General features: G+C 44.4%; 21 protein-coding genes. 12 read left to right on the top strand and 9 right to left on the bottom strand.

From position 1 onward, the window contains the following. Nucleotides 1-42: 42 nt before the first annotated feature. A complete protein-coding gene (locus G9X63_RS02670) occupies nucleotides 43-4,524 on the bottom strand; it encodes a translocation/assembly module TamB domain-containing protein (RefSeq protein WP_252624012.1) in 4,482 nt (1,493 codons plus the stop codon). A 32-nt stretch (nucleotides 4,525-4,556) separates the two neighbouring features. Between G9X63_RS02670 and tsaD the strand changes: the two genes are divergently transcribed. Then, nucleotides 4,557-5,573 carry a tRNA (adenosine(37)-N6)-threonylcarbamoyltransferase complex transferase subunit TsaD gene (gene tsaD, locus G9X63_RS02665; RefSeq protein WP_252624008.1) on the top strand — a complete coding sequence of 339 codons (1,017 nt, stop codon included), beginning with the start codon at nucleotides 4,557-4,559 and terminating at the stop codon, nucleotides 5,571-5,573. 48 nt (nucleotides 5,574-5,621) lie between these two features. On the opposite strand, the gene G9X63_RS02660 is transcribed toward tsaD, so the two are convergent. The 6 genes from G9X63_RS02660 to G9X63_RS02635 are packed head-to-tail and all read right to left on the bottom strand — an operon-like array spanning nucleotide 5,622 to nucleotide 11,914. Further along, on the bottom strand, nucleotides 5,622-6,110 hold the full coding sequence (locus G9X63_RS02660) for a hypothetical protein (protein WP_252624005.1): 489 nt from the start codon (nucleotides 6,108-6,110) through the stop codon (nucleotides 5,622-5,624). Nucleotides 6,111-6,119: 9 nt separating this feature from the next. Further along, complete coding sequence (locus tag G9X63_RS02655; protein ID WP_252624003.1) at nucleotides 6,120-7,400, bottom strand: adenylosuccinate synthase; 1,281 nt, start codon at nucleotides 7,398-7,400, stop codon at nucleotides 6,120-6,122. Nucleotides 7,401-7,409: 9 nt separating this feature from the next. After that, complete coding sequence (locus G9X63_RS02650; RefSeq protein ID WP_130895069.1) at nucleotides 7,410-7,895, bottom strand: Fur family transcriptional regulator; 486 nt, start codon at nucleotides 7,893-7,895, stop codon at nucleotides 7,410-7,412. 47 nt (nucleotides 7,896-7,942) lie between these two features. Continuing rightward, nucleotides 7,943-10,195: a RelA/SpoT family protein gene (locus G9X63_RS02645; RefSeq protein ID WP_252624000.1), complete on the bottom strand. Its 2,253-nt coding sequence runs from the start codon at nucleotides 10,193-10,195 to the stop codon at nucleotides 7,943-7,945. Between the two features lies 1 nt (nucleotide 10,196). Further along, the gene (gene ispF / locus G9X63_RS02640) at nucleotides 10,197-10,676 is read right to left on the bottom strand and encodes a 2-C-methyl-D-erythritol 2,4-cyclodiphosphate synthase (protein ID WP_130895067.1); all 480 of its coding nucleotides are present in this window, start codon (nucleotides 10,674-10,676) and stop codon (nucleotides 10,197-10,199) included. Next, complete coding sequence (locus tag G9X63_RS02635; protein WP_252623997.1) at nucleotides 10,673-11,914, bottom strand: M16 family metallopeptidase; 1,242 nt, start codon at nucleotides 11,912-11,914, stop codon at nucleotides 10,673-10,675. Before G9X63_RS02635 ends, ispF begins: the two co-directional genes overlap by 4 nt. Nucleotides 11,915-11,996: 82 nt before the next feature. On the opposite strand from G9X63_RS02635, the gene G9X63_RS02630 reads away from it, so the two are divergent. Together G9X63_RS02630 and G9X63_RS02625 are read left to right on the top strand one after the other, a co-directional pair. Then, a complete protein-coding gene (locus G9X63_RS02630) occupies nucleotides 11,997-13,109 on the top strand; it encodes a hypothetical protein (protein WP_252623994.1) in 1,113 nt (370 codons plus the stop codon). Continuing rightward, entirely contained in the window at nucleotides 13,099-13,800 is a 702-nt protein-coding gene (locus G9X63_RS02625) for a class I SAM-dependent methyltransferase (RefSeq protein WP_130895064.1), read from the top strand. Before G9X63_RS02630 ends, G9X63_RS02625 begins: the two co-directional genes overlap by 11 nt. On the opposite strand, the gene G9X63_RS02620 is transcribed toward G9X63_RS02625, so the two are convergent. Beyond that, nucleotides 13,787-14,713, bottom strand: coding sequence for an NAD-dependent epimerase/dehydratase family protein (locus tag G9X63_RS02620; RefSeq protein WP_130895063.1), 927 nt, complete (start codon nucleotides 14,711-14,713; stop codon nucleotides 13,787-13,789). The genes G9X63_RS02625 and G9X63_RS02620 overlap by 14 nt on opposite strands. 71 nt (nucleotides 14,714-14,784) lie before the next feature. On the opposite strand from G9X63_RS02620, the gene G9X63_RS02615 reads away from it, so the two are divergent. The 9 genes from G9X63_RS02615 to G9X63_RS02575 all read left to right on the top strand — a co-directional run bounded on the left by G9X63_RS02615 (nucleotide 14,785) and on the right by G9X63_RS02575 (nucleotide 25,250). Further along, complete coding sequence (locus tag G9X63_RS02615; protein ID WP_252623991.1) at nucleotides 14,785-15,879, top strand: glycosyltransferase; 1,095 nt, start codon at nucleotides 14,785-14,787, stop codon at nucleotides 15,877-15,879. Between the two features lie 49 nt (nucleotides 15,880-15,928). Then, nucleotides 15,929-17,425 (top strand): lipopolysaccharide biosynthesis protein, encoded by a 1,497-nt coding sequence (locus G9X63_RS02610; RefSeq protein WP_252623988.1) that lies wholly within the window; start codon nucleotides 15,929-15,931, stop codon nucleotides 17,423-17,425. Next, on the top strand, nucleotides 17,422-18,621 hold the full coding sequence (locus tag G9X63_RS02605; RefSeq protein ID WP_252623983.1) for a glycosyltransferase family 4 protein: 1,200 nt from the start codon (nucleotides 17,422-17,424) through the stop codon (nucleotides 18,619-18,621). Before G9X63_RS02610 ends, G9X63_RS02605 begins: the two co-directional genes overlap by 4 nt. 122 nt (nucleotides 18,622-18,743) lie before the next feature. Further along, a complete protein-coding gene (locus tag G9X63_RS02600; protein ID WP_252623982.1) occupies nucleotides 18,744-19,379 on the top strand; it encodes a GIN domain-containing protein in 636 nt (211 codons plus the stop codon). A gap of 100 nt (nucleotides 19,380-19,479) precedes the next feature. After that, entirely contained in the window at nucleotides 19,480-20,598 is a 1,119-nt protein-coding gene (wecB, locus tag G9X63_RS02595; RefSeq protein ID WP_252623980.1) for a non-hydrolyzing UDP-N-acetylglucosamine 2-epimerase, read from the top strand. Then, nucleotides 20,598-21,803: a glycosyltransferase gene (locus G9X63_RS02590; RefSeq protein WP_252623978.1), complete on the top strand. Its 1,206-nt coding sequence runs from the start codon at nucleotides 20,598-20,600 to the stop codon at nucleotides 21,801-21,803. Before wecB ends, G9X63_RS02590 begins: the two co-directional genes overlap by 1 nt. Next, the gene (locus tag G9X63_RS02585) at nucleotides 21,790-22,554 is read left to right on the top strand and encodes a glycosyltransferase family 2 protein (protein WP_252623976.1); all 765 of its coding nucleotides are present in this window, start codon (nucleotides 21,790-21,792) and stop codon (nucleotides 22,552-22,554) included. Before G9X63_RS02590 ends, G9X63_RS02585 begins: the two co-directional genes overlap by 14 nt. A gap of 19 nt (nucleotides 22,555-22,573) precedes the next feature. Then, nucleotides 22,574-23,344, top strand: a complete 771-nt coding sequence (locus tag G9X63_RS02580) for a hypothetical protein (RefSeq protein ID WP_252623975.1) — start codon at nucleotides 22,574-22,576, stop codon at nucleotides 23,342-23,344. A 1-nt stretch (nucleotide 23,345) separates the two neighbouring features. After that, entirely contained in the window at nucleotides 23,346-25,250 is a 1,905-nt protein-coding gene (locus G9X63_RS02575) for a TonB-dependent receptor (protein ID WP_252623971.1), read from the top strand. Here the strand turns inward: G9X63_RS02575 and G9X63_RS02570 are convergent. Further along, nucleotides 25,228-25,935 carry a LytR/AlgR family response regulator transcription factor gene (locus G9X63_RS02570; protein WP_252623968.1) on the bottom strand — a complete coding sequence of 236 codons (708 nt, stop codon included), beginning with the start codon at nucleotides 25,933-25,935 and terminating at the stop codon, nucleotides 25,228-25,230. The two genes, G9X63_RS02575 and G9X63_RS02570, sit on opposite strands and share 23 nt — an antisense overlap. Nucleotides 25,936-25,943: the final 8 nt, after the last annotated feature.

Here is a 25,943-nt window from a genome sequence, read left to right as displayed (position 1 = left end):
CCTACGTTTTTTGAAATGGGCCATCCGACAGGGTGGCCTTTTTTATTTCTTCTTCTGCCAAAAGAAGGTATTGAAACCCTTGTTATATAATAAGCTGGCTCCCACGGTTTGGTTGATTTGGTAGGAGTTGAAGGAACCTAAGATGGTCGTCTGCACGTTGCGATTATAGGTCTTCAGCCGTAAACTTCCATCCGGTTTCACGAACCATTCTAAGGCCCAATCCCCCAGTAATACTTGCGGACTCGTTTGGTTTCTAGCGTCTGTAAATCCACCGCTTCTCGTGATGCGCAGGCGATCATTGAAATTATAAGAGGCACGTAATTGTAAATTCGACAAGATATCTTGGTTTAAAACACCGCCGCCCAGCGAAACAGAAATATCTAAATCTTTATTGATTTTAGAGGCCAAATTACTCAACTGATTCGAAAGCATCTCCGTAAAATTTCCCATCAAATTCCCCAGTGCTAGACCGCTTCCCCCAAATGGCGAAACCAATTGGCCAAACAACAAGAGATTACTGACCTGACGCGTTAATTCTTGGTCGTCTGTTTTGATCCGATTCGTAAAGGCTGTCACCGCACCATTCAAAGTCATATCCTTCGGATAATCCCGAATACCGATATCAAAATTCACGCTAGGTGATAACAAACGATCCTGTAAACTAATCGTCACGTCCACCGGGTAACGGCGCTTAAACTCCGGTAAATTCCCCTTGTTCGTCGTATCTAACAGAATAGGAAACAAGGAGGCATATTGGGTATAAATCGCCTTGATATTCACATTAGCCTCGAGTGGATCACCCGTCCAAGAAATCTTAGAACCTCGTTGAATGGCAAACTTTTTGTTGATTAAGTTTTGGAGAGTAAAGGTATAATCTCCTTGATCGATCGCATAATCGCCTACCATTTTAAAGGATCCTTTTTTGTCCAAATTCATCTTGATATCTCCGGAACCATACATCCGCATCACATCCCCTTTCTTCGCATCAAACTGCACCTCACCATAGGCTTCGGGAGTTAATGCTAAACGTAAGTCTAGCGTAATCCCATCCTCCTGTAGTTTAGTAGACACGGAAGCGGCGGCTTGCTCCACGTTGGTCGCCGCTATTTCACTCACAAAGCTGTAATCTTCCGCCTCTGACGCATCTTCTTCTCGATCCAAAGGAATGAATAGGCGCGTTCCTTTCTCCGATTTTAAATCAGCCGAAACGACTAAATTATCAATCGATCCAGATACCCGCATCGGACCTGAGGCATAGCCTAACCCGTAATAAATCGAGTTCGGCTCCCGGCTCGTATTTAATAATTTATACTGATCTAGGTTCGCTTGGATGTCCAGTTCAAAGGGCTTACCCTCTGGAAACTGGAGCGTGGTATTGACTAACGCTTTATTCCCTTCTGAATCTAAGACTTTCCAATTTTTGGCATAAATCTTCCGCGGGGTAAAGTTTACTGTGTCCGATACCGACATCGATGTTTTCAAATAATCAAACACAGCTCCCGCTTTCGAAAACACGATATCACCCGTAATCTCCGGTTTTGTAGGCAAACCTCCGATGTGTAAATTACCTGATGCCGAACCTTTCAAACCAGAGAAAACACCTTCTGTAAAGGGCTCCAAAATCTGTAAATCCGTCTGATTCAGCTCTGCCTTCACATTCAACTTCTGTTCCTCTTCAAAAGGCTTATAAGTCCCTGTAAGCGATAAAACCGATTCACCCAAGCGGTTTAAGTTCAGGTTTAAATCCATCGCTTTATCATCCGCTAAATAGGTTCCCACTCCTTGCAAATTCCCGATATAAAACTTATTCAAGCGCAGCGAATCCACTAATAACCAAGAGTCCAGACGCGTATGGTTGTACCAATCTTGAATCGCAATCTCCCCATTTAATTCCCCGGTGGTCTTCGTGGCAAACAAGGGTTTCAAGGTCGATAACTGGAAATGATTCGCCCGCAATTTAATGGTCTCAGTCGTGTCATTCGAAAGGCTACCTTGCAAGGAGATGGATTGATTTTGGTTAGCAACTAACACCCGATCTGCCTTCCATTCTGGCCCTTGAATCGTAATTTTATTCGCTGGATCCATTGCCCAGTCCTGACCTAAAATGCGAAAATACGTATCCTTAAATTTCAACGACAAGCCATCTTCCTCGAAGGCCCATGCCCCCGCTAGATGTGCTGAATTCTCTTCCCCTTGCTGTTTAAAATCAAGTCCAAAGTTGATCCGATCTTGATCCCAAAGCGCATCCAATTTGAAATTCTCTGTAGGTGTCAAAAAGTTCAATTGCTGCTTTCTAGAAGAGAAAACGAGACTAGATGAAACTTCAGGTGCTCCTAAGAATTTCGAACTTTGGAAGGAAAAAACAGATTGATAAAAATGGTATCCCCCTAAAACTAAGGTGTCTGGATAGGCCTCCAAACTCACAGAAAGCGTTCTCCCCTTCGAAATATTTCCTGAAAATACGGTATTCTCTCCGATCTGAACCGACGGAAAAAAGCGCACCAAAATCGGATCTACTCGATGGCAAATCACCGTAAAATCTGCCTTGTACTTGGTGTCAATTTCGTGGCGATGAGTGGCATAATAACCCCAGCGTTCATCAGACCCTTTTTGGAAAAATAACGCATACTCTTTAGCCAGTTGACTCAATTGAGATTGCAATAAACTGGGCGTAAACTCGCCACTGATTTCAGCGGAAACTAGATCTGAAGTTAACTTGTAATGCCGCTTTTGGCCAGGCCCATTTTCCGAAGTCAGCGTCACTAACTCTACATGCAAATCGGGTTTATTAGGCGTGCGCAAGGTGGAATTGTAAAAGACCGTGCGCCCCTCTAAATCATCAAAGCGATCCCCCTTAAAATCCAATTCAAAGTCCGTAGTCAAACTCAGTTGAGAATCAAGTAAACGAAGGTTGTGAAGATTCGAATGGGTTATTTCTCCCTGCATTTGATACACTGGCTTCGCTCCCCGAAGGTCAATCAAACCTGACATCGTTGCCACTAAATTCGTATCCTTCGAAATGACATCCCCTTTAAATAATTGCTTCTGGAAGTTCCCTTTTAACGTAAGTTTGTGGTAGAGGTATTGATTAAAAAAGATTTCCGAAACCTTCCCGTCAAAATCAATATTAGCCGATTTCTTGGCAAATCCACTCCCCTTCAAATTCCCTTCTGCATCCAAAGTTCCTAACATGGGCTCCATTCCCAGCAGTTTCCCTAGCTTAAATTTCTGTAATTTGATCTTCCCATCATAGCGCGAAAAGGCCATCGAATCCTGCAAATTCATTTTCACATCTGCCTCCACATAGCCTAATCCCGTCTTCAATTTCCCGGCCGTTCTAAAGACTCTGTTGTTCCCTTTGAAAAGACCATCAAAAGCCACCGGCCCTAAAATAACCATATTTTCCGCTGCCGGCTTCGTGATATACGTACCTAAATCCTGAGGATAGAACAGCGAAGAACGCATGGTGAAATCCATCTCCGTTTTGTCCACCTCAGGTAAACCTTTGAAATTAAAATCGCCTCGCAAGACACTTTTAGCACCAAAACCTAACTCAAACTTTTTCAAATCCAATTTCGCAACTGTACCTCTAAGCAAACCTTTCAAACGATACATCCCTTTGTAGTCATACATCGCCTCCACAAATCGGCCTAAATCCTCCCCTTTCACCAGCGCTCCATTAAAATCTGCCCGCATGTCCACGTCTGTAATCCAACGCGTCATCGAGCTCATATCGCGGTAATTCACTACAAATTTCCGTGTCACGCGCGAATCATTAAAGCGCAAATCCAGTTGATCAAAGCGCATCTGATGATCAGAAATCATAAACACCGTATTCAGACTTTTTACGTCAAAACCAGTCAACGGATCTTTCGTCCGCAAACCAATCGCCTGTAGTCCAAGCGTATCGTTCTTGATGTAAAAATTCTTGACTTTGGAATAAACCTTCGCTAAAGTAAAGTGCGAAATATCGAAATGACGGCGAGTCGCTTCACTCTTTACGGTGTTATCATCTAAAGAAAAAGCACCATCAATAACCTCCGCTTCCGGTATGGTAAAAATGGACGACGGACCTTTTTTCACCGTCTTTACTCCCCCCGTAATCCACTTTTCAAGGCGCAAAATAAACTCCTCAATATTCATTTTACCCGTCTTCTTTTCAAAGATTAGGTGGACATTAGGACGTGTTAAACGCGCATAATCTAAACTTGGTTTCCCGGGTTGAAGGAATAAATGGGCGATGCTAAAATTCACATCGAGCTGATCGATTTGAATCATTTTAGCGCCCCAAGGGTCTTTCACCTCCAAACCTTTAATACTGACTTCGTCGAAAAATTTCACTTGAATACCCTGCATTTTCACAGGATAACCGATTGCCTTTTCGACTTTGGGAGTTAAATAATTCGCTAATAAAGTCTGATTAACGGGAGCTCTCAGGAGGAGAATGGTGGCAAAAATCAGCAAAAAAATCCCCAGCAATCCATAGAGGATTGTTTTGACGAAGATTTTGAGATATTTGACCATATTGCCGTATTTTTGCGCAGAATTCTATTTTTATGAAGCTACTGGCTATTGAATCTTCTTGTGATGAAACTTCGGCTGCTGTCATGGTAGACGGCGTTTTGAAGTCTAATATCATCTCGACACAACTCATCCACACGGAATGGGGTGGCGTCGTTCCCGAATTAGCCAGCAGAGCTCATCAAAAATCAATCATCCCTGTCGTGACAGAGGCCCTGCAAAAAGCAAATATAAACAAAAATGAACTGAATGCCATTGCCTTCACAAGGGGCCCTGGGCTTTTAGGAGCTTTATTAATCGGCACCTCGTTTGCGAAGTCTTTAGCCTTGAGCTTGAACATCCCTTTAATCGAGGTGAATCACATGCAGGCGCACGTGTTGGCGCATTTTATTGAAGATCCCAAGCCCACATTCCCCTTCCTTTGCCTGACCGTGAGTGGCGGCCACACCCAATTGGTTTGGGTAAAATCGGCACTTGATATGGAGGTCATCGGCGAGACACAGGACGATGCCGTGGGCGAGGCTTTTGACAAAACCGCCAAACTGATCGGCCTCCCTTATCCGGGTGGTCCTTTGATCGATAAGTTAGCCAAAGAGGGTAACCCCGACCGCTTCCTCTTCTCCCTAGGTGAAATGCCCGGCTTGAACTTTAGTTTCTCTGGCATCAAAACCGCCATTTTATATTTCCTCCAAAAAGAAGTCAAAAAAAATCCCAACTTCATCGAAGAAAACAAAGCTGACATCTGCGCCTCCGTTCAAAAATCCCTCATCGACATGCTCCTACGCAAAACGAAAAAGGCGATGAAAGAAATGAACTGCACTCAAATCGCCATCGCCGGTGGCGTCTCCGCTAACTCCGGCTTACGCACTCGACTGACAGAAATGGGTTCCGAATTAGGTTGGGAAGTTTTCATCCCCGCCTTCAGCTATTGCACCGATAACGCGGGAATGATCGCCATGGCGGGACATTTCAAAGCTGAAGCAGGGGAATTCTGTGGGCAGGATGTGAGTCCGTTGGCGAGGTATGAGCTCGCGGCAAAGCCGCTCGCTTAGTCGGCGCGATGACTAAATCCGAAGGATGACTAAGACGAAGTCGACTTCTTACCCTTTCATCTCCTTCAGCGCATTCCAAAACGCCATCTTCAGCGTCTTTTCCGCATCCGTCAACGACGAAATGTAGCGTGGAAAGAAATAGACTAATTTGGATTCAATGGTATCGATCTCGGTGGTAGGTAATTCCCCTTGCCAAACAGCTGGCTGTTGACCGATAAAGATATAGCGTTTTGCGCTCGTCTCTTTTAAAAATTCAGTGAAGCTTGGTTCTTCGTCCGATGGAGTGTAGACTGACCAATCAGCGGGACCTAAAACGAGGGGAGGGGCAGAGAAAATAAGTTTTAAACGAGCTAGTTCGGCTTCGGCGATTTGGCCTACAACGACCCAAGGAGTGGAGACTTTCGGCTTAACCGCCGCAATAGCTTCCTCCTCCAAAACAACAGCAGGGGATTCCGCTAACTGTGCCTCTGACTTATCCTGCGGGACCCAATAGATCTCGTCGAACTTGTACAAATCAGCTGCTGAAATCCCCTCCATTTTGATGGTTTATGCTAATGAACCTCTTAACACACATGCCTCGCGGTCAGGACCCGTTGAGATGAAGTTAATAGGTAGGTTCAAGTGTTTTTCTAAGAATTTGATGTAATCCGCTAGCTCAACTGGCAATTCGTTGAAATCGCGCATGCCTTCTAAGCTGCAAGCCCAACCTTTCAAGGTTTCGTACACCGGCTTCACTTTGATATCGGTGATTTCGAAAGGGATTTGGTCTGTAATCGAACCGTCTGGCATTTCGTAAGCCGTACACACTTGAATCTCGTCAAAGATATTCAAGACGTCTGCCTTCATCATAATTAATTGAGTCACCCCATTAATCATCATCGCGTATTTCAAAGCTGGCAAATCGATCCAACCACAACGGCGCGGACGACCTGTCGTAGAACCGAATTCACGGCCTTCCACCCGCATACGCTCGCCTACTTCGTCCTCTAATTCCGTAGGGAATGGACCAGAACCTACGCGAGTTGCATAGGCTTTGAAGATACCGAAAACCTCTCCGATGTTTTTAGGCGCTACACCTAAACCGGTACAAGCACCCGCGGTGATCGTGTTCGATGAAGTAACAAATGGATAAGAACCGAAGTCCACGTCCAAAAGTGAACCTTGTGCGCCCTCCGCTAGGATCGTTTTCCCTGCAGTAATAGCATGGTTCACAGAATATTCTGAATCCACTAAGTGGAACTCTTTCATGAAATCAACGGCTTCGAAGAATTCCTTCTCCGCTGCGGCTAAATCGTATTCGAATTTATATACGTCCAAAATCGCTTTGTGGCGGTCGACTAATGCGTTGTATTTGGCAGAAAAATCAGGTGAAATCATATCCCCCACACGTAATCCCTGGCGAGAGATTTTATCCGTGTAAGTAGGTCCAATTCCTTTTAAAGTTGAACCGATCTTCGCATCACCTTTCGCTTTTTCGTAAGCAGCGTCTAATAAACGGTGCGTAGGCAAGATGATGGATGCTTTCTTCGAGATCTCTAAGTTCTTGCGTAAGTCTAAATTGAAGTGCGCTAAACCATCGATCTCTTTTTTGAAGATGATGGGATCCAAAACCACACCGTTACCGATGATGTTTTGAACTTCTTGGCGGAAAATTCCAGAAGGAATTTGATGCAAAACGTGCTTAAACCCGTCGAATTCTAAGGTGTGACCCGCGTTAGGTCCACCTTGAAAACGCGCAACTACTTGATACTTGGGTGCTAGAACGTCTACGATCTTTCCTTTCCCTTCATCACCCCATTGTAAGCCTAATAATACATCAACTGCCATAATATTGTTTTATTCTTGATTTCTTGCTTGGTAATTTGCTCTATGTTCACAATTCTTGTTCGTACAAGAACCGTAAAAAATAAGGGAATGGTGCATCACGTTGAATTGCAGCATTTCGCCTACTAAACTTTGGATGGTTTGAACCCGAGGATCACAAAATTCCGTGACTTTGTGGCAATCGGTACAGATTAAATGATCGTGTTGACGACGTCCATAGGACTTCTCGAATTGCGCTTGATTGCGACCAAACTGGTGTTTCACCACTAAATCGCATTCCACTAACACATCGAGCGTATTGTAAACGGTAGCCCTAGAGACTTGGTATTTCTTGTTTTTCATGGAGATATACAACTCCTCCACATCAAAGTGATCGTCCCGTAAATAGATCTCTTCCAGGATCGCAAAGCGCTCCGGAGTCTTCCGCAAACCTTTGTTTTCCAGGTAGGCAGTGAAGATCTTTTTTACTGAATCTAGTTTATCTAATTCTTGGGACATTTATGGAAAAAAAACGACGTAAAATAAGCAAAAATAACGGACAAAAACTAAGAAACTTTTCGCTCCACTTCAATTACGCCCGGAACTTGTTCCATTTCTGCGCTTAAGCTATCGAGGTGATCTGTGTCTTGTACCATCAGTGATATTTGACCTTCAAATAATCCATCTTTCACCCCTATCGTCAAGGCGGTAATGTTCACTTGCAACTTCTCTGATATCAAGCGCGTAACATCATTCACCAATCCAACTCGGTCAATTCCACGAATCACCAAGTCCACGACAAATGACATCGCAATTTGAGACGTCCACTGTGCCTTTATCACCCGATCTCCATGACGAGAAAGCAATTCTGGAGAGTTAGGGCAAGCGGCCCGGTGAATTTTGATTCCCTCATTAATGGTCACAAAACCAAATACCTCATCGCCTGAAATCGGATTACAACATTTGGCTAAGGTATAATCCACCTTATCCATATCTTCACCGATCAGCAGGGTATCAGACTCCTTGCGCTCCTTGTGGTATTGCTGCATCTCCTTTCTAAAGGATTTGCTATCCACGATGGGCGCTTGAATCGATTTCTCCGCCTGCTTTCTTTCGTGTAATTCCCGATCTAATTTCCAGTGCTTGAGCTGGTCGATGTTGATGTAGGTTTTGCCAAAACGATAGAACAAATCATTCGCGTCTTTGGCATTAAAATAAGCCCGCAACTGGTTCGTAATTTCTAAAGTCAATAAAGGATAACCCAAATGTTTCAGGCGGTGCTCGATCAAATCGCGCCCCTTAATGATATGTGATTTATTCTCTTCTTTGATGAAGTCCTTGATGCGTGCTTTCGCCTTTGTCGTAAATACGATGCGCAACCAATCTTCCGATGGCTTTTGCTTCGAAGAGGTTAGGATTTCGATCTGATCTCCATTCTGTAATTTATGGGATAAGGGAACGAGTTTTCCCCCTACTTTGGCACCTATACAACGCGCCCCTACCTCCGAGTGAATCTCAAAGGCGAAGTCCAAAGCCGTAGCCCCGGATTGCAAAACGATCAACTTCCCTTTCGGACTAAAGACAAAAACCTCCTCATGGTAAAGCGAGTTCTTAATGTCCTCCACTAATTCCACCGCAGACTGACTCTTATCGTTCGCCTCGATGGCTTCGCGTACCTGCGAAAGCCACGATTCAAACGCCTCGCTCGTCCGCGTATCCGTTCCTTTGTACTTGAAGTGTGCCGCCACCCCTTTCTCCGCAATCTCATCCATCCGCTTCGAACGAATCTGCACCTCGACCCAACGCCCCTCTTTATCATGTGCAAAAGGCTTGCTCATCACGGTCGTGTGAAGCGACTCGTAACCATTCGATTTAGGGGTGGAAACCCAGTCTTTCAAACGACTCGGATTAGGACGGTAATGATCCGTTACCACGGAATACACTTCCCAACAGTCTGATTTTTCGCGTTCTATGGGCACGTCTAAAACGACACGCACCGCAAAAAGATCGTATATTTTCTCAAAAGGTGTGTTGCCTTTTTTGATTTTGTTGTAAATGGAAAAGATGGATTTGGGACGACCTTTGATCGTATAATTCAATCCGCGCTCGTCCAAGGTTTTCTTAATCGGTTTGATAAAATTTTCCACAAAGCCTTCTCTGCTTCGCTTGTTTTCGGCTAATTTATCCGCGATTTCCTTGTAGGCTTCCGGCTCCGTATGCTTTAAGCCTAAATCTTCTAATTCCGACTTAATCGCATTCAAACCCAAGCGATGGGCTAAAGGTGCATACAGATAAATGGTCTCAGAAGCGATCTTCATCTGCTTCTCTTTGGCCATACTCGTCAGCGTCCGCATGTTATGCAAACGATCCGCGAGCTTGATTAAGATCACGCGAATATCATCCGAAAGCGTCAAAAGCATCTTCCGGAAATTCTCCGCCTGCTGCGAAGTTCCGTATTCAAATGTGCCCGCAATTTTCGTCAGGCCATCGATGATGGAGGCGATTTTCGGATTGAATTGTTTTTCGATATCGGCCAAAGTCGTATCCGTATCCTCTACCACATCGTGCAATAAAGCAGATATAATCGACGTGGTTCCCAGTCCAATTTCTTCTACGCAAATCTGCGCCACAGCTAAAGGATGGTAGATGTAAGGTTCGCCGGATTTACGACGCATTTCCTTGTGCGCCTCCGCCGAAATCAAGAAAGCTTTCTTGATCTGCTTCGCGTCATCATCCTTTAAAAAAGGCTTAGCCGTCCGCAATAATTTGCGGTAGCGCTTCAATATCTCTAAACGTTCCTTTTCTAAATCTATCTGCATCTTACTCTTTTTGAATCAGGGCCACGGCCATCGCCGAGATCCCTTCTGCTCTTCCTACAAATCCTAATCCTTCAGAGGTGGTGGCTTTGACCGAAATTTGATCCACCTCCACTCCCATCACGGAAGCTAAATTATCTTTAATCGCTGGAATAATTGGGTTCAACTTCGGCTGATCCAAAATCACCGTCACGTCCGCATTCGCTAATTCCCAACCTGCCTCGCGAATCATCTCCATCACTTTTTTCAATAAAAGCGTCGAAGCGACACCTTTCCACATCGGGTCTTTGTCCGAAAAATGATACCCAATATTGCGCATATTTGCGGCCCCTAACAAGGCGTCGCACAATACATGACAAACCACATCCGCGTCCGAATGACCTAAAGGCCCCTTCTCTGACGGAATCTCCACACCACCCAAGATACAAGGACGTCCTTCTACCCAGCGATGCACATCGTACCCTTGTCCTACGCGAATTTTCATTTGGCTATTTTTTTATACTTTAAGGTATTCGATTTTCCTTGGATAAACAAGCGCTGAGCCCATTTTTCCAAATCTTGCGTCTGCACTTCCGCGATCTTTTCCGCCTCCGTATTGACTAAATTCGCATCGCCCGCATTCGCAGCCATGGCTAAATTCATCGCCCGATTCAGCACTTCCACTTCCCCAAAAACCAAACTCGCCTCTGATTGATTCTTCACCATCTGCAAGTCTTTTTCGGCAATTTTCGAGGTCGCAAAATCCTGTATCACCTTCTCTAGCGCCTCTTCCGCCTCCTCGATCGTTACGTTATCACTTACCTGCCCCTGAATAATCAATAGGCCTGGATCGATGGAACTTGTTTGGTAGGTTCCTATCGTATCGAATAGACGCTGCTTTTGCACTAAATGCTCGTATAAATAAGAAGACTCGCCTCTACCTAATAAGTCCGCCATCAAATCAATCGCGTGATAACCCGGTTCATAGCGACCAATCACCGGATAGGCCTTGTACAGACGATTCGCAGGCACATCTGCCACGATTTCCATCGTGCGGTTTTCCGTTTGCAGCGGCTCTTGAGGTAAATTACGTTTAGGCTTAGCACCAGCAGGAATAGGGGCAAACCATTTTTCGGCTAAAGCTTTCACCTCGGAAAACTTTACTTTACCTGCAACGACAAGAACAGCGTTTGAAGGCACGTAGTGCTTTTGGAAAAAAGCCTTCACATCACTCATCTGCGCCTCCTCGATATGCTGAATGCCAGCTCCAATCGTGGGCCACCGGTAAGGATGCTTGTTGTAGATTAAGGGTCTAAACTTCAACCACACATCGCCATAAGGCTGATTTAAATAACGCTGCTTGAATTCCTCTATCACGACTTTACGCTGCGTTTCGAGGCTTTGCGTGTTAAACGCTAATTGCTTCATCCGATCCGACTCGAGCCAAAAAGCGGTTTCGATGTTTTGGGCTGGAACAGATATATAGTAATTCGTTAAATCTGGGGTGGTAAAGGCATTGTTCTCGCCGCCTACTTTTTGCAAGGGCGCATCGAAGGAAGGAATGTTTTCAGATCCACCAAACATCAAATGTTCGAACAAATGCGCAAAACCCGTCAGGTTTTGGTCCTCATCCCGGGATCCAACATTGTAGATCACATCTACCACCGCCATCGTCGTATCCGGATCTTCGTGCACAATGACTTTAAGGCCGTTAGCGAGGGTAAATTCTTCGAATGAAATCATGTCGTAGGGTTTATAAACAAAAGTAAAAAAATCGACCCAAAAACCACAGAGCTTAACTAAATTTGCGGGGTAAACATTTCACATGATTCGGGTTGCACTCTTACTTTTCTTTTTTCTTTCACTGAGATCGCAGGCCCAAATCCTACAAGATCCCACGGCTAAAGCTCAGATCACCGCTGGACTGACGAATTTATACCAATACGATTTCAGAGAATCCACGGCTATCTTCAATAGCCTAAAGGCCAAATACCCTCGTCATCCCGCTCCCTATTTATTGCTGGCTATGCAGTGGGAGCAGCAATACTTTCCGTTAAAGGATCATCCTGCTCAAGGGAAAAACTATTTAGCTCACCTGGAAAAAGCATTTGAATTAGGAAAAGAGATGGCCGAGCGAGATGAGAATGATTTAGAAGCCTCTTTTTTTTGTACGGCTTCCCTTGGATTTCTGGCCGCCTATGAGGCAGATCAACACAACTTCATGCGCGTGGTCTCTTATGCTAAACAGGCTTATAGCTTTTTAAAAATTGGTCTTAAGAATACCGACAAACAACCCGAATTCTTGTATTCCACCGGGATGTACAATTATTACAGCGTCGCTTATCCAGATTTACACCCAGTCTTAAAACCGTTTATGTTTTTGTTTCAAGATGGGAACAAACGGGTAGGATTGACTCAACTAGAAGCTGGCACTCGAAGGACCACTTTTGTGAAGAATGAATGTCTATTCTATATGGGCTATGTGCAGAATAAATACGAGGGAAATCCCTTACGGGCTTTGGCCTATAACCAAATCCTCAGCGACAACTTTCCAAATAACCACTGGTATCTATTGCAAAGAGCAGAGTTGCTAACTTTAGCGGGCAAATTCGAAGAAGCGGAACCCTTCATTGAAAAAATGGAAGCACTAAAAACGCCCTACTACACCGGCGCAGCTTACACGCTACGTGGCATGCGCGAAGAGGTGGAACGAAAAGATTTAAACAAAGCAGAGTCTTGGTACCTCAAATCCATCGCCTTCCCTTTTGAAGAAAGATTGACAAAAGACATACGAGGATTAGCCTATTTAGGTCTAACTCGCATTGCATACCGCGAAAAGAAGCCTCATCTATTTAGAAAATACCTTCGTATTTCTGAAGATTTTATTGAATACAAAAATTCATTAATCGAACACAAACGACTATCCCATGGAAAGTAGAGAAGCCGGAATTGAACGCCTATATCCCAAAATCACGGGCCGCATGTCCGCGCGCTACTACTATTTAATCCAACTGCGCAAGCAATTAGAACGCGTCATTGCCTTGTATGTCCGCAATTCACCCCATCAATTGTTAGCGGATTATGGCTGTGGCAACAAACCTTACGAGCCACTTTTCACCCCTTTTGTGGAGCAATACATCGGCCTAGATTTAGCCTACAATACCAAAGCGGATGTGGTCGTGGACCCCGCTGGCATCATTGATATGCCTGAGGAAAGCGTGGGATTCGTTTTGTCCACGCAAGTATTAGAGCACGTGGAAGACCCGAAGGCTTATTTAAAAGAGGCACACCGCATCTTGGAAAAAGAGGGCAAATTAATTTTATCTACGCACGGCTATTGGATGTTCCACCCGGATCCGACGGATTTTTGGCGCTGGACTTCGACTGGTTTGAAAAAAATTGTGACGGAAGCGGGATTTGAGGTAGTTTATTTCGAGGGAATTCTAGGGCGCTCCGCGATGGGATTGCAATTATTCCAAGATGGTCTTTTATTCAAATTACCTAAGCCGCTTCGTTTCTTATTGTCCTTAGTGCTGCAGCCTTTGATCATCTTTTTCGATAAGATCATCACGGCTAAATCACGCAACGAAGATGCCTGCACTTTTGTGCTGGTGGCTAAGAAAGTCTAGCTTTTTCGTAAGCGATGGTTGCTTCTAAGGCTTGATCGAAGGAGGTGATTTCCCAGCTCATTTTCGCCGATAATTTCGACGTATCTAAACAGATTCTCTGCACATCCGTCAACTTCGCGTCTTTGTATTCGACTTGAAATGCGGGTAATTTCGCTTGAATGCGCTGAATAATGGTATTTAAACTGAGCGATTCGCCTGAACCCACATTGATTGTTTCATTTTTTACCCCTGCCTTTATTAGACCATCGATGGCTTGACCGATGTCAGCGGCGTAGATATAATCTTTGGCCTGCGATCCATCTCCCCAAACCGTCATCACCTCTCCTTTCAGCGCCTTGCGAACAGCAATATTAATTACCCCTTGTTTAGGCGAGCGATGAAATTCCCCGAATGGATTCGACAAGCGCAAAATCAAGTAGTCGATCTGGTATAATTTCGCATACAATTCGATGTAATGCTCCACGGCCAGCTTGATAATTCCGTAAGATGAAATAGGCTTACAAGGATACTCCTCTTTCACTTTTTCTTCCGTCACATTCCCGTAAACTGCCCCACCGGTGGATAGATAAAGTAATTTTGACACCTGGTGTTTCTTCATCATCTCCATCAAACCGATGGTAGGCAACAAGTTAGACTCGATGTCTTGGCGAATATTTTCAGATGAAATGGCAGGTATAATGGAAGAGGCAAAATGGAATACGCGATCAAAATGATGGGCACTAAATAAGTCGTCCAAAGCTTGAGCATCCGCATAATCCCCCACCACAAAAGTCACGAAAGAAGGAAATTCAACGCCTGCAGGTTTTTCGTGCGCGAAAACAACGACCTCGTTATCTACACCGTGTTGCTGCAAATAAGCCAGCCAATTCAAGCCCAAAAAACCACTTCCTCCAACGACTAAATTTTTCTCCATGACGCGTATTTGCTGTAAAAATAGCCGAAAAATTTAGCTAATTTCGGTTTTGCATTAAAAATCAGCCCTGAATGCGTTTAATCATTGCCCGCTCTAATTTCTTTTCGTACTCCGAGACCTTTATCGAAGAGCAGATCAATCAATTAGAACCCATTCACGTCCTATACGAAGGCTGGCAACCGAGCCGATTAATGGCGGGCGGATCCCTCTTTTCGTTTCCCTTTTCTATTTTAGCAGTGAGAGGTGTTTTGCGCCGCATCATTCCTGGACTTTATCAAAAGATTTATACCCATTACCTTAGACGCTTTTTACGCGTCCATAAAGTAGACGCCTTCTTAGCGAATTACGGTCCATTAGGCACGAATATCTACGAGGCGTGTCTGGCTGAGGACATTCCTTATTCCGTTGTCTTTTTAGGCTTCGATGCAGCAGAGAAGAAGACGCTGGCGACTTATGGCGCACGTTATGCACTCAGTTTACCTAAGGCGAAAGCCATCATCTGTGTGGCTGAATCGATGCGCGCGAACTTAGAAGAAATCGCCGGTCCATTACCGAATTTACACGTGATTCCTTGTGGTGTCGATACGGCTAGGTTCATCCCTGGTACTCCTAAAGATGGATTCAACGTCATTTCTGTAGCAAGATTTGCAGAGAAAAAAGGATCCTTGAAAAGCATTCAAGCCTTTGAAATTTTGTTGCGTGATTTTCCCGATTCGCAATTACGCATGGTAGGTGATGGACCTCTTTGGGAAGAGGCGAAAGAATATGTTTCCGCGCACGGATTGTCTGAAAGCATCCATTTCTTAGGGGCTATGGGTCAATCCGACTACTTGCCCTTGTTACAGGAATCGAACGTCTTCATTCAGCATTCGGTCTTAACGCCTAGTGGGGATTCCGAGGGAACTCCGGTAGCTATTTTAGAGGCCTCCGCTTGCGGATTAGCCATTTGTTCTACTAGACACGCCGGCATTCCGGATGCGGTCATCGAGGGAAAAACGGGGCTTTTGGTGGATGAACATGATGTGGAAGGAATGGCTGCTGCCCTGAAATCCTTAGCCTCAGATTCCGCGACGACGCGTGCCTATGGTGTCGCAGCACGTAAACACATGGAGGAGCAATATGATGTGGTAAAGCTCTCCGCGAAAATCAAAGGTCTTCTCGTATAAAGAATGCCCCGCAAAATCGTATTTTTGTAAATTACATTCAAAACAAGGCATGGGGATCGTCATTCGACAAAGTTTAAAGGGTTCAATCGTTACCTATTTGGGTACGGCGATTGGGACTTTTAACGTGATCTTCCTGTACAATAAGTTTCTTTCGCAGGAGCAGGTGGGCTTGATTGCCGGGGCCTTGGTCAGCATTCCCCTTATTTTTGCCTCTTTTACACAACTCGGAATTCCACACATTGCGGTGCGTTTTTTCCCGCATTTCGATGATCCGAAGAATGGACATAAAGGTTTTTTCACCTTTCTGCTCGTCGCACCGCTGTTTGGTTTAGCGCTTTTTGTGCTGGGTTATTTAGCTTTAAAACCGTTGTTTTTCGAAGTATATAGTGCAAATTCCCCTTTATTACCCCAGTATTTCTACTACATCATTCCCTTGACGGCCAGTTACCTCTACATGAGTGTGCTAGAGGCTTATGCCCGGGTGCATCTGCGCATTGTGGTGCCTGCGATTATACGAGAATTGTATTTACGGGTTTCGAATGGAGTTTTGGTGATTGCTTTTGCGCTCGGCTATTTGACATTCAATCAATTGATTTTAGCGATTACGCTTTCTTATGTGGTGGCGGTTGCGGGTTTATTAGCCTACATTAAGCAGCTGAAACGTTTTTATACGAAGGTCGATTTTTCGTTTTTACGCACCCCGGTTTTTAAGGAAATGCTATCGTATGGCGGCTGGGTGATATTAGCAGGGGCGAGTTTTACCCTCATTCAGCACATCGAAAAGATCATGTTGCCAGCCTATATGGGCGGTTTGAGTACGACGGCGATTTTTGACATTAATTCCCGAATGGCGATCATGATTTCGATCCCTCGGAATGTGATTGCGGCGATTGCGGCGCCCATTTTAGCGCAGGCTTGGAACCGGAACGACCGCGAAAATATTCAGGATATTTACCAAAAATCCTCCCTGAATCTCCTCCTCATCGGCTGCGTTTTATTCCTGTTGATCTGGTGTAATTTGGACTTCATCTACACCATCATCCCTCGCCATGAAATTTACGAGGCTGGCCGCTGGGTGGTGCTCATGGTGGGCTTAAGCAAGATCATCGATATGGGAACGGGCCTAAATTCAGAGGTGTTGATTAACTCCAAATACTACCGTTACGACCTCCTCTTCTACATCATCCTCGCGGTGGGTTTAGTGGTAGGTAATCTAATCTTGATTCCTATTTATTCCTATAATGGGGCAGCCCTAGCTTCCCTATTGGCTTTGGCGGGCTATAATGTATTGAAATTTGGCTTTATCTGGTGGAAACTAGACCTGCAACCGTTTGATGTTAGATCCCTGGGGATTCTGATCGTCAGTGTGTTAATCTACCTTGTTGTTTCCCAAATCCCGGTCATCGAAGGCAGCCCTTTGATTGCCTGGTTACTCAATGTGGGAATTCGAAGTGCAGCGATAGGTGGATTATTTATCCTAGCCGTCACGAAATTCAAGCTATCTCCTGACATCAGCGAGCTAGTTACTAATTGGTTTAAGAAATGAAAATAATGTCCCTGGCCGGTGGCCTGCCACACTATTATAACCTAGTCCTAAACAAATTGCAACGCGATTATGGAGTGGAGGTGTGCGTGGTGGTGCCCACAGAAAAAGGGGCAACGCTGGGTGCTGGGGTATATACGTCAGACAAAGGCATTGAATTCAAGGTCTTTCGTCGCGAGGAATACACGACCTATTATGGGAAGAAGTTTTTCCGCGGGTTGAAGGAGTTGATTTTGGCAGAAAAACCAGACGTCTTAATGGTCAACTGGCCCTATCAAGCCTCTTTCGTCTTTTATCCAGGCTGGTACCGCTTCCTACGAAAGCACAAAGTGGCGCTCATTTCCAAAGAAATTCCTTTCCAAGTGCCCCATTACGACAACGCCATTTCCTATTATTTACAAGGCGGCGGCGTAACCGAAAACAACCAAGCGCACCAGTCGAATCCCTCTCTTTTGGCCCGATTAAAATTCTTTATCGTGCGCGAAACGAGAAAGCGTTTCTCTAATCTGGTAGACGCCCACATCAATTATTTAGAGGAGGCTGTTGCTTTACACGGAAGCTATGGCGTTCCGGCTGAGAAAGTATTTATCACGGCGAATTCCCCAGACACCGATGCGCTATTAGCTACGGCTAACGAGCTAAAAGACGTTACCGCCAATCCATTCCGACTTTTGCATATCGGACGGTTGGTCAAATGGAAGCAGGTCGATTTATTGATTGAAGCGGCAATTGCCTTGCATGCGAAATACCCGCAGACCGAACTCAGCATTGTGGGAGATGGGCCGGAGCTGGAAGCTTTAAAAGCGCAGGCTTCAGGCTACGATTTTATAAAATTTCATGGAGGTATTTATGACCCCAAAGAACTAGGCAAAATCACTTGCGAATCCGGAATCTATGTCTTAGCCGGCATGGGTGGTTTGTCTATTAATGAGGCGATGTGTTTCTCGAAACCGGTCGTTTGTTCTGTGGCAGATGGCACCGAAAAACGCTTAGTGCGTGAAGGATATAATGGACATTACTTTGAATCGGGATCATTATCCAGCTTACAAACAGTTATTGAAAGGCTATTTGCACAGCCGGAGAAAATCACAATAATGGGCCAGCGTTCGAGGGAGATTATTGAGAAGGAGATCAATATACATTCGGTGCTGGGGAATTATATGGAGGCGTTTAAGTATTCAGTAGCCAGTGGACAGTAGTCAGTGGTCAGTCCGTGACTTAGTCGCCTGCGGCTTAGTCGCGACTTCGTCGCTTAGTCCGAAGGCAGAGTAGAGATTATAGAGTAGAGAAAGGAGAGTAAAGAAAAATTTACTTAGAAATTATGAAACAAATCAAACTTTTATTGGCCCTCTTTCTCGCTGTAACAACGGCCAGCTTAGGTCAATCCGATCCTTTTACTGGATCAGAAAAAAGCACTAAGACGCTGTATGACTTTTCAAATTTTTCAAAAATTTCATTACTAGATATAGATGGAAATACCGAAATAGCGGTAGGTGATTCTTTCAAAATTGAAATCAACATGAGAGAAAAGTATTTACCCATTCTCTTTGTAACGGAAAAGAACAACGAACTTCAAATTAAATTCAATTACACGAGGGAAAACAATAAATATATTTTTGACCCCAGAATTCGAATTAAAATAACCTGCCCTAAACTGACAGAAGTATACAAACAAGGGAATAGTTCTGTAGGTGTCAGGTTACAAAATCAAAGTTCCTTTTTCCTGTCTAACGAAGGGAATGGAAGTGCTACTTTAAAGGGAAAAGTAGGGGATTTGAAAATAAAAAACGACGGAAATGGAAAAACAGATGCGAGCAAACTAGTTGCAAAAAATGTAATGGTTGATTCTTATGGAAATGGAAATGTACTCATCAATGCCATTGAAAAAGCAACAGGAAGAAGAAATGGGAATGGCCTCATTCTCCAAAAGGGTGAAGCAATTCTGAAACTGAACTAAACTTTACCGTAGAAAAGAAAAGCTTACTTTATCGTTTGAACTTTGCTCTTTGAACTTTGTTCTTTGTAATTCGTAAATTAGAATTTTTAAATAGGTATAAATGAAAGTAATTCAAGTCGTAGGCGCTCGCCCTAATTTCATGAAAGTAGCACCGCTACATCGCGCGATCCAAAAGTTGGCCGGATGGACATCGAAGATCGTTCATACGGGTCAGCATTTTGACGCTAAGATGAGTGATGTGTTTTTTACGCAACTGGAATTACCTACACCGGATTTCTTCCTCGGAATTGGGGGTGGAAGCCACACGGAGGTGACGGCGAAAATTATGGTGGCCTTTGAGAAAATTGTCGAAGCGGAACAACCAAACTTGATTATTGTGGTGGGGGATGTTACTTCGACTTTGGCCTGTACTTTAGTTGCGATCAAAATGGGCATCAAAGTCGCTCACGTAGAGGCAGGCTTACGCAGCTTTGACCGAACGATGCCAGAGGAATTAAATCGCATCTTGACGGATAGCGTGGCGGATTATTTATTTGTGACGGAAGAAAGCGGGTTGCAACACTTGAAAAATGAAGGCGTGGCAGATGAGCGTGTATTTTTCTCCGGCAATGTGATGATTGACTCGCTGGTAAGATACCAAGAGAAAGCAAAAACCACCACCATACTTGAAGACCTCGGACTAGCGACTAGCGACTCCCGACTATCGACTGCCGACTATATTGTCATGACCATGCACCGCCCGGCGAACGTGGATACGAAAGAGGGTCTTGAATCCATTCTAGAGTTAATTGAATTAAGCAGTAAGGATACCAAAATCATTTTTCCTATCCACCCGAGAACGCGGGCACATATGGAGAAATTTGGCTTAGCGGAGCGATTAGATCAGGCGCAAAACTTGATTATGACGGAGCCTTTAGGCTATTTAGAATTCATTCAATTGATGTCGAATGCGACGGCGATTTTAACCGATTCAGGCGGTATTCAAGAAGAGACGACCTATTTAGGAGTTCCTTGTTTAACCTTCCGTGATTCGACAGAAAGACCGATTACGGTGACTTTAGGGACGAACCAATTGTTATCGGATTTAGATCCAAAGAAAACCTATGCTGCCTTGCAAGAGATATTGGCAGGCAAGGTGAAGAAAGGGAGCATCCCTCCGCTTTGGGATGGTAAGGCAGCCGAAAGAATAGCCGCTCAACTAGCTGAAATTTTTGCTTAATGTCTGCCAAAAAGCTACATATCGTCCTCCTCTCCTACCACGACAGCAATGGCGGGGCGGGGATTGCAGCGGGTAGATTAAAAGTGGCTTTGGAAAAAGCGGGACATCAAGTCGACTACCTCGTCAGAGAAAAAGGGAGCACTTCCAGCGCCCTAAAATTCGGCAATGGCCTGATTTCTTGGTTGAAATTCATTGCCGAGCGCTTGTTCTTTTTGCGTTTTGAGAAAGATAAATCGATTCGATTCCTATTCAATCCGGGCGTTTTCGGGAGTGATATTTCGAAGCATCCGCTGATCCAGCAGGCAGATATTGTGCATTTGCATTGGGTGAATTTTGGTTTTCTATCCGTGGACGACATTGCGTCCCTGACTCGATTGAACAAACCTGTTTTTTGGACTCTGCACGATATGTGGGCCTTTACCGGAGGCTGTCACCACAGTGGTGCTTGCGAGCATTTTCAACAAAGTTGTGGGGATTGTAAATTCTTGAAAAATCCGAATCCGACTGATCTTTCACACCGAATGTGGGAGGCTAAGAAAACTGGGTTTGCGGAGAAAAACCTACACATCATCACTTGCAGCGATTGGCTGGGAAATAGGGCGAGACAAAGTAGCATTTTGAGAGGTCACTCGATTAAAACCATTCCAAACGCGATTGATACGGAATTCTTCTCGCCTAAGGCATCTAGCTTAGGATTAGATCCGAACAAGAAATATGTCCTTTTCGTAGCGATGCGAGTCAATGCGCCGGCAAAAGGATTTCATCTTTTGAAAGAGGCCTTGCAATATTTGGATGCTGATACCACTGAACTTCTGATTGTGGGTGGAGAGTTGGCGGAAGAATTACCTTTGAAAGCACATAATTTCGGGCAGGTTTCAGACCCAGCGAAAATGCGCGATATCTATGCCGCGGCAGATGTGTTTGTCACTCCCTCTTTGGAAGAAAATTTACCCAATACGATCATGGAAGCCATGGCCTGCGGCACTTCTTGCGTCGGATTCGAAGTGGGAGGAATTCCGGAGATGATCGAACACGAAGTGACTGGCTATGTGGCCCAGGCATTTAACCCTGCAGATTTGGCAAAAGGCATAAACTGGTGCCTCGAGTCTACCACCTCAGGATCAAAATCCAGGGAACGCGCGCTACAATTATACGACCAAACCATCGTTGCCCAGCAACACCTCGCCTATTATGCCCAAGCTTAGTATCATCACCATCACTTACCAGGCTGAGGCCTATATCGAACGCACACTAAAAAGTGTTTTCGAGCAAGGGTGTGCGGAGGAAATCGATTATATCGTGGTGGATGGGGCGTCGAAAGACCGAACATTAGCTATCATAGAAGCGAATAAAGCTCAGATCAATCAACTCATTTCTGAGAAAGACAAGGGTATTTACGATGCGATGAACAAGGGAATGCAAATGGCAAAAGGGGATTATATCCTGTTTTTGAATGCGGGGGATACTTTTGCTTCTTCATCGACATTGAAAAATATCTTACGAGAACTGGAAGAAAATCCGGATGTCCTGTACGGCGAGGCAGTTTTTGTCAATAACGACGGTCAATCTTTAGGCTTGCGCAGTGAGGTGACACCACATCGTTTGCCCACAAATTTAACTTGGCAAAATTTCCGTTATGGCATGTTAGTTTGCCACCAAGCTTTCATTGCAAAGCGCAGCCTTGCGCCACTTTTTGATCTACACTACCGCCTTAGTTCCGATATTAATTGGGAGATTCAAGTTTTGAAAAAAAGCCAGCATATATTAAAATCTGCCTCACCTATCTGTACTTATTTGATGGGAGGCGCATCTGTGCAAAACTTGAAGAGATCCTGGGAGGAAAGATACCAGGTGTTACGATCACATTTTGGCTTTTTACCTAACTTAATCAACCACTTGGTAATCATTGCCAGAGGATTGATTTTTGCCTTTAAAAAACAGGGGAAGTATTGGTAAATCCCCTATATTTGTGGCTATGAGATTTCGCATAAGCCTGGTTTTTCTAGTGATTACGTTTGTCAGTTTTGGCCAAAAATTTCGCTTTAATTCGAGTGTAGGAACCTCCCTCATTTCGTGGCACGAACAACAAATGACCTTAGATTTCGCCGCGGAAATTTCTTTCCAAAACCCAGAAAAAAATCACAAGACTTTCATCGCCTTAAAAACAATGGGAAACCTAACCGGAAGCGCGATAGATAGAAGCAACTATACGTTCATTGAACCTCCGATGAATAATTTCAATCAACCTATTCAACCTAACGAAGTTTTGCAATCGAGTTACCGTGGAGGTGAGGCTGAAGTGGGTCTGCTTTGGAATACGAATAAACGAAAAACAACTGTTCATCTAACACCCATTTTAAGTTTATACAGTAAATCTATAGCTAGAAAAATCAGCTCTTTAAGGTCTGAATACATCGAAGAAGAAAAATACTCCTTACACGGAATGAGCGGTGGAATCGGATTAGTGATCCCGGGAAAAACGACTTTCCAGATACAAGCACAAGTTTTTGAACCGGTGTACGAGGAAGTTACTTTATATGGACGCTATGTGGGGGTTCCCTACCAATCCTTAGTTTCAGAAAAACTTCCTAATTTTAAAGCAAAAATTCAACTGACTAAGGGACATTTTGGCTGGGTTATCAACCTTGAATCACTCAATTTAGGTGGAGCAGAAAACCCTAATTCTAAGTCGATCAAAGCCTCTCAAGCCATCATACCGTCCACCTTATTCACTTATTTCTTCTGATATGAAGAAATTCCTACTACTCCTTTTCTGTTTTCCTGGTTTAGCCCAAAAAGATTCTACGAAAGTCCTCGAAGAAGTAAAAGTCTATGTGTTTGAGCAAAAACGCAGTACGCTAAATACTCCGGATGCCTTTGTTCGCGCTGCAGATCTTCAGCAGTTTAGTTCGACCCAATTTGTATCTACGCTTAATTCCATGGCAGGTATTCGGATGGAAGAAAGATCTCCGGGTAGTTACCGAATTGCAATAAGAGGTAGCTCACTTAGGGCACCCTTTGGCGTACGTAACACCAAAGTATATTGGAATCAAATTCCCTTTACGGATGCCGGGAACAACACCTACATTTCACTACTAGAACCCGCCTTATTTTCATCATTAACCGTAACCAAAGGCCCATCTGCCGGAATATACGGAGCAGGAACAGGTGGAGTATTGCTATTCGAAAGTGGAGCACGTGGAAATGCCCTTACGGCCGAAACTGTTTACCATTCCTTAGGGGGAATGAAAACGGCCATCGATTTATCCGCAGAAAACCACCGACTTTACGCCTCCTTCAACCAGCAAGAGGGTTATCGAGCTCAATCCGCGATGAAAAAGCAATGGATTTCGTATGAATTCCACCACAACTTTGCGAAAGATATCAACCTAGATCTAAGCACCTATTATGTTGATTTGGCCTACCAAACTCCGGGAGGATTAACAAAAGCTCAATTCCTTGCAAATCCTCAGCAAGCTAGACCTGCGGCAGGCGCTTTCAAGAGTGCGCAACAGCAAGGGGCGACCTTTAAAATAAAAAGTTATGGCTTAAGTGCTCGGGCATCTCAAGTGCTGAATAACCTTTGGGCTTGGGATTTGAGTCAGGCAATTCAAGTGAATGATATCGAAAATCCGACGATACGGAATTATGAAGTTCGCCATGAACCCAATTATTCCACGCGCGGAGTGTTGCATAGAAAAGGGATGATCAACAGTGACTTGGGATTTGAATACCAGGCAGGACAGCTGAATAGTTCGACTTTTGGAAATCGAATTGGAGTAAAAGATACGCTACAACTGACCCAAAATACCCATGTCCAGCAAGGGAGTCTCTTCTTACAAAATGAATATGCCGGCTTAACGAATTGGCTATTTACTTTCTCTGGTAGCTTGAGCAGCTATTGGACAGAGTATATCGGAAACGAAGCCATCTTCTCCCCACGTTTGGCTGTCCTACGCAAATTAGGGGCGCATCAGAGTATTGTTGCCAAAGTAGCACATGGCTATTCACCTCCCAGCATTAGTGAATTACGACCGTCAACGGGGGAAATAAACCGTACGTTAAAAGCCGAAAATGGCTGGAATCACGAAATTACCTACCGCGGCAAATACGCGAAATTCAACTGGGATTTGAGCGTATATCAATTTAACCTTGACGAAACCATCGTGGTAAGAAGAGCCGCTGATGGTTCAGACTATTTCACTAACGCTGGTTCTACGACCCAGCAAGGTTTGGAACTAAGTAGCGCCTGGATGATTCATCCGACATTGACTTTAGAACAATCGCATACTTGGCAAAACTTCCGATTTGCGAATGGGAATTTCTTAACGGGAACAACGCCTTACCAACAGGCAACTACACTCGTTTGGCGACACCCATCAGGAATAAGTCTGGTGCAAAATTTTCAATTGGTGGATTATCAATTCCTGAATGACACGAATACGGAGCGGATGGGCTCCTATCGCCTTTGGAACACAAAAATAAGTTATGCGCGGAAGTGCTGGACACTTTGGGCGGCGGCAGAAAATGTGGGTGATGAGCGCTATTCACCTGGACCAGATTTAAATGCCATCGGAGGCCGTTTTTACAACCCAGCTCCCGGCCGAAACTTCCATCTAGGCTTACAATTTAACCTAACCTACTCGCGTTAAGCCGCTCCATCAATTCCGCTAGATGAGAATCGCTCACGGCAATCTCATAGTTTCCTATTTTGATTCGCTGGTGCTTAATTGATTCAATCTTTTGGAGATTAACGATAAACGATTTGTGAACGCGCATAAAGCCATGAGGCATCACTTTTGCCTCTACACTTTTCATCGTCTGTTTGGTCAAAATAGGATGCCGTTCTCCTTCCACAAAAATCTTCACATAATCCTTTAAACCTTCCACGTGCGTTACGGTTGGAATCGAAATCCGTACGAGTGAATATTCCACATTCACAAAAAAGAAATCCTCCAGAGGCTCCTTTTCGACCACATTTTTACCTACAAAAATATGATATGCCTTATTTGCACTTAAGGCAAAACGATCTAAACTCACCGGTTTCATTAAGTAGTCTACCGCGTCCAAATTATAACTTTCCACTGCATAATTCGCATAAGCAGTCACGAAAATCACGAGAGGTTTAACGGCCAAAGAAGATAAGAACGACGTCCCTAACAAGCCCGGCATTTGAATATCCAAGAAAAGTAAATCGACCTGCTCCTTTTGCAACACTTCCATCGCCTCGAACGCATTCGAACAAGAACCCACTAGATTCAAAAATGGAATCTGCTTCACATTTTCCTCTAATAATTTACGGCCCATCACTTCGTCGTCCACGACAACGCAATTCATCTTTACCA

The organism is Aquirufa antheringensis, from assembly GCF_023921165.1.
In the GTDB taxonomy this organism is placed as follows: domain Bacteria; phylum Bacteroidota; class Bacteroidia; order Cytophagales; family Spirosomataceae; genus Aquirufa; species Aquirufa antheringensis.
The sequence above is the reverse complement of the archived record's forward strand: the minus strand, read 5'-3'. Positions and strand labels throughout refer to the sequence as shown.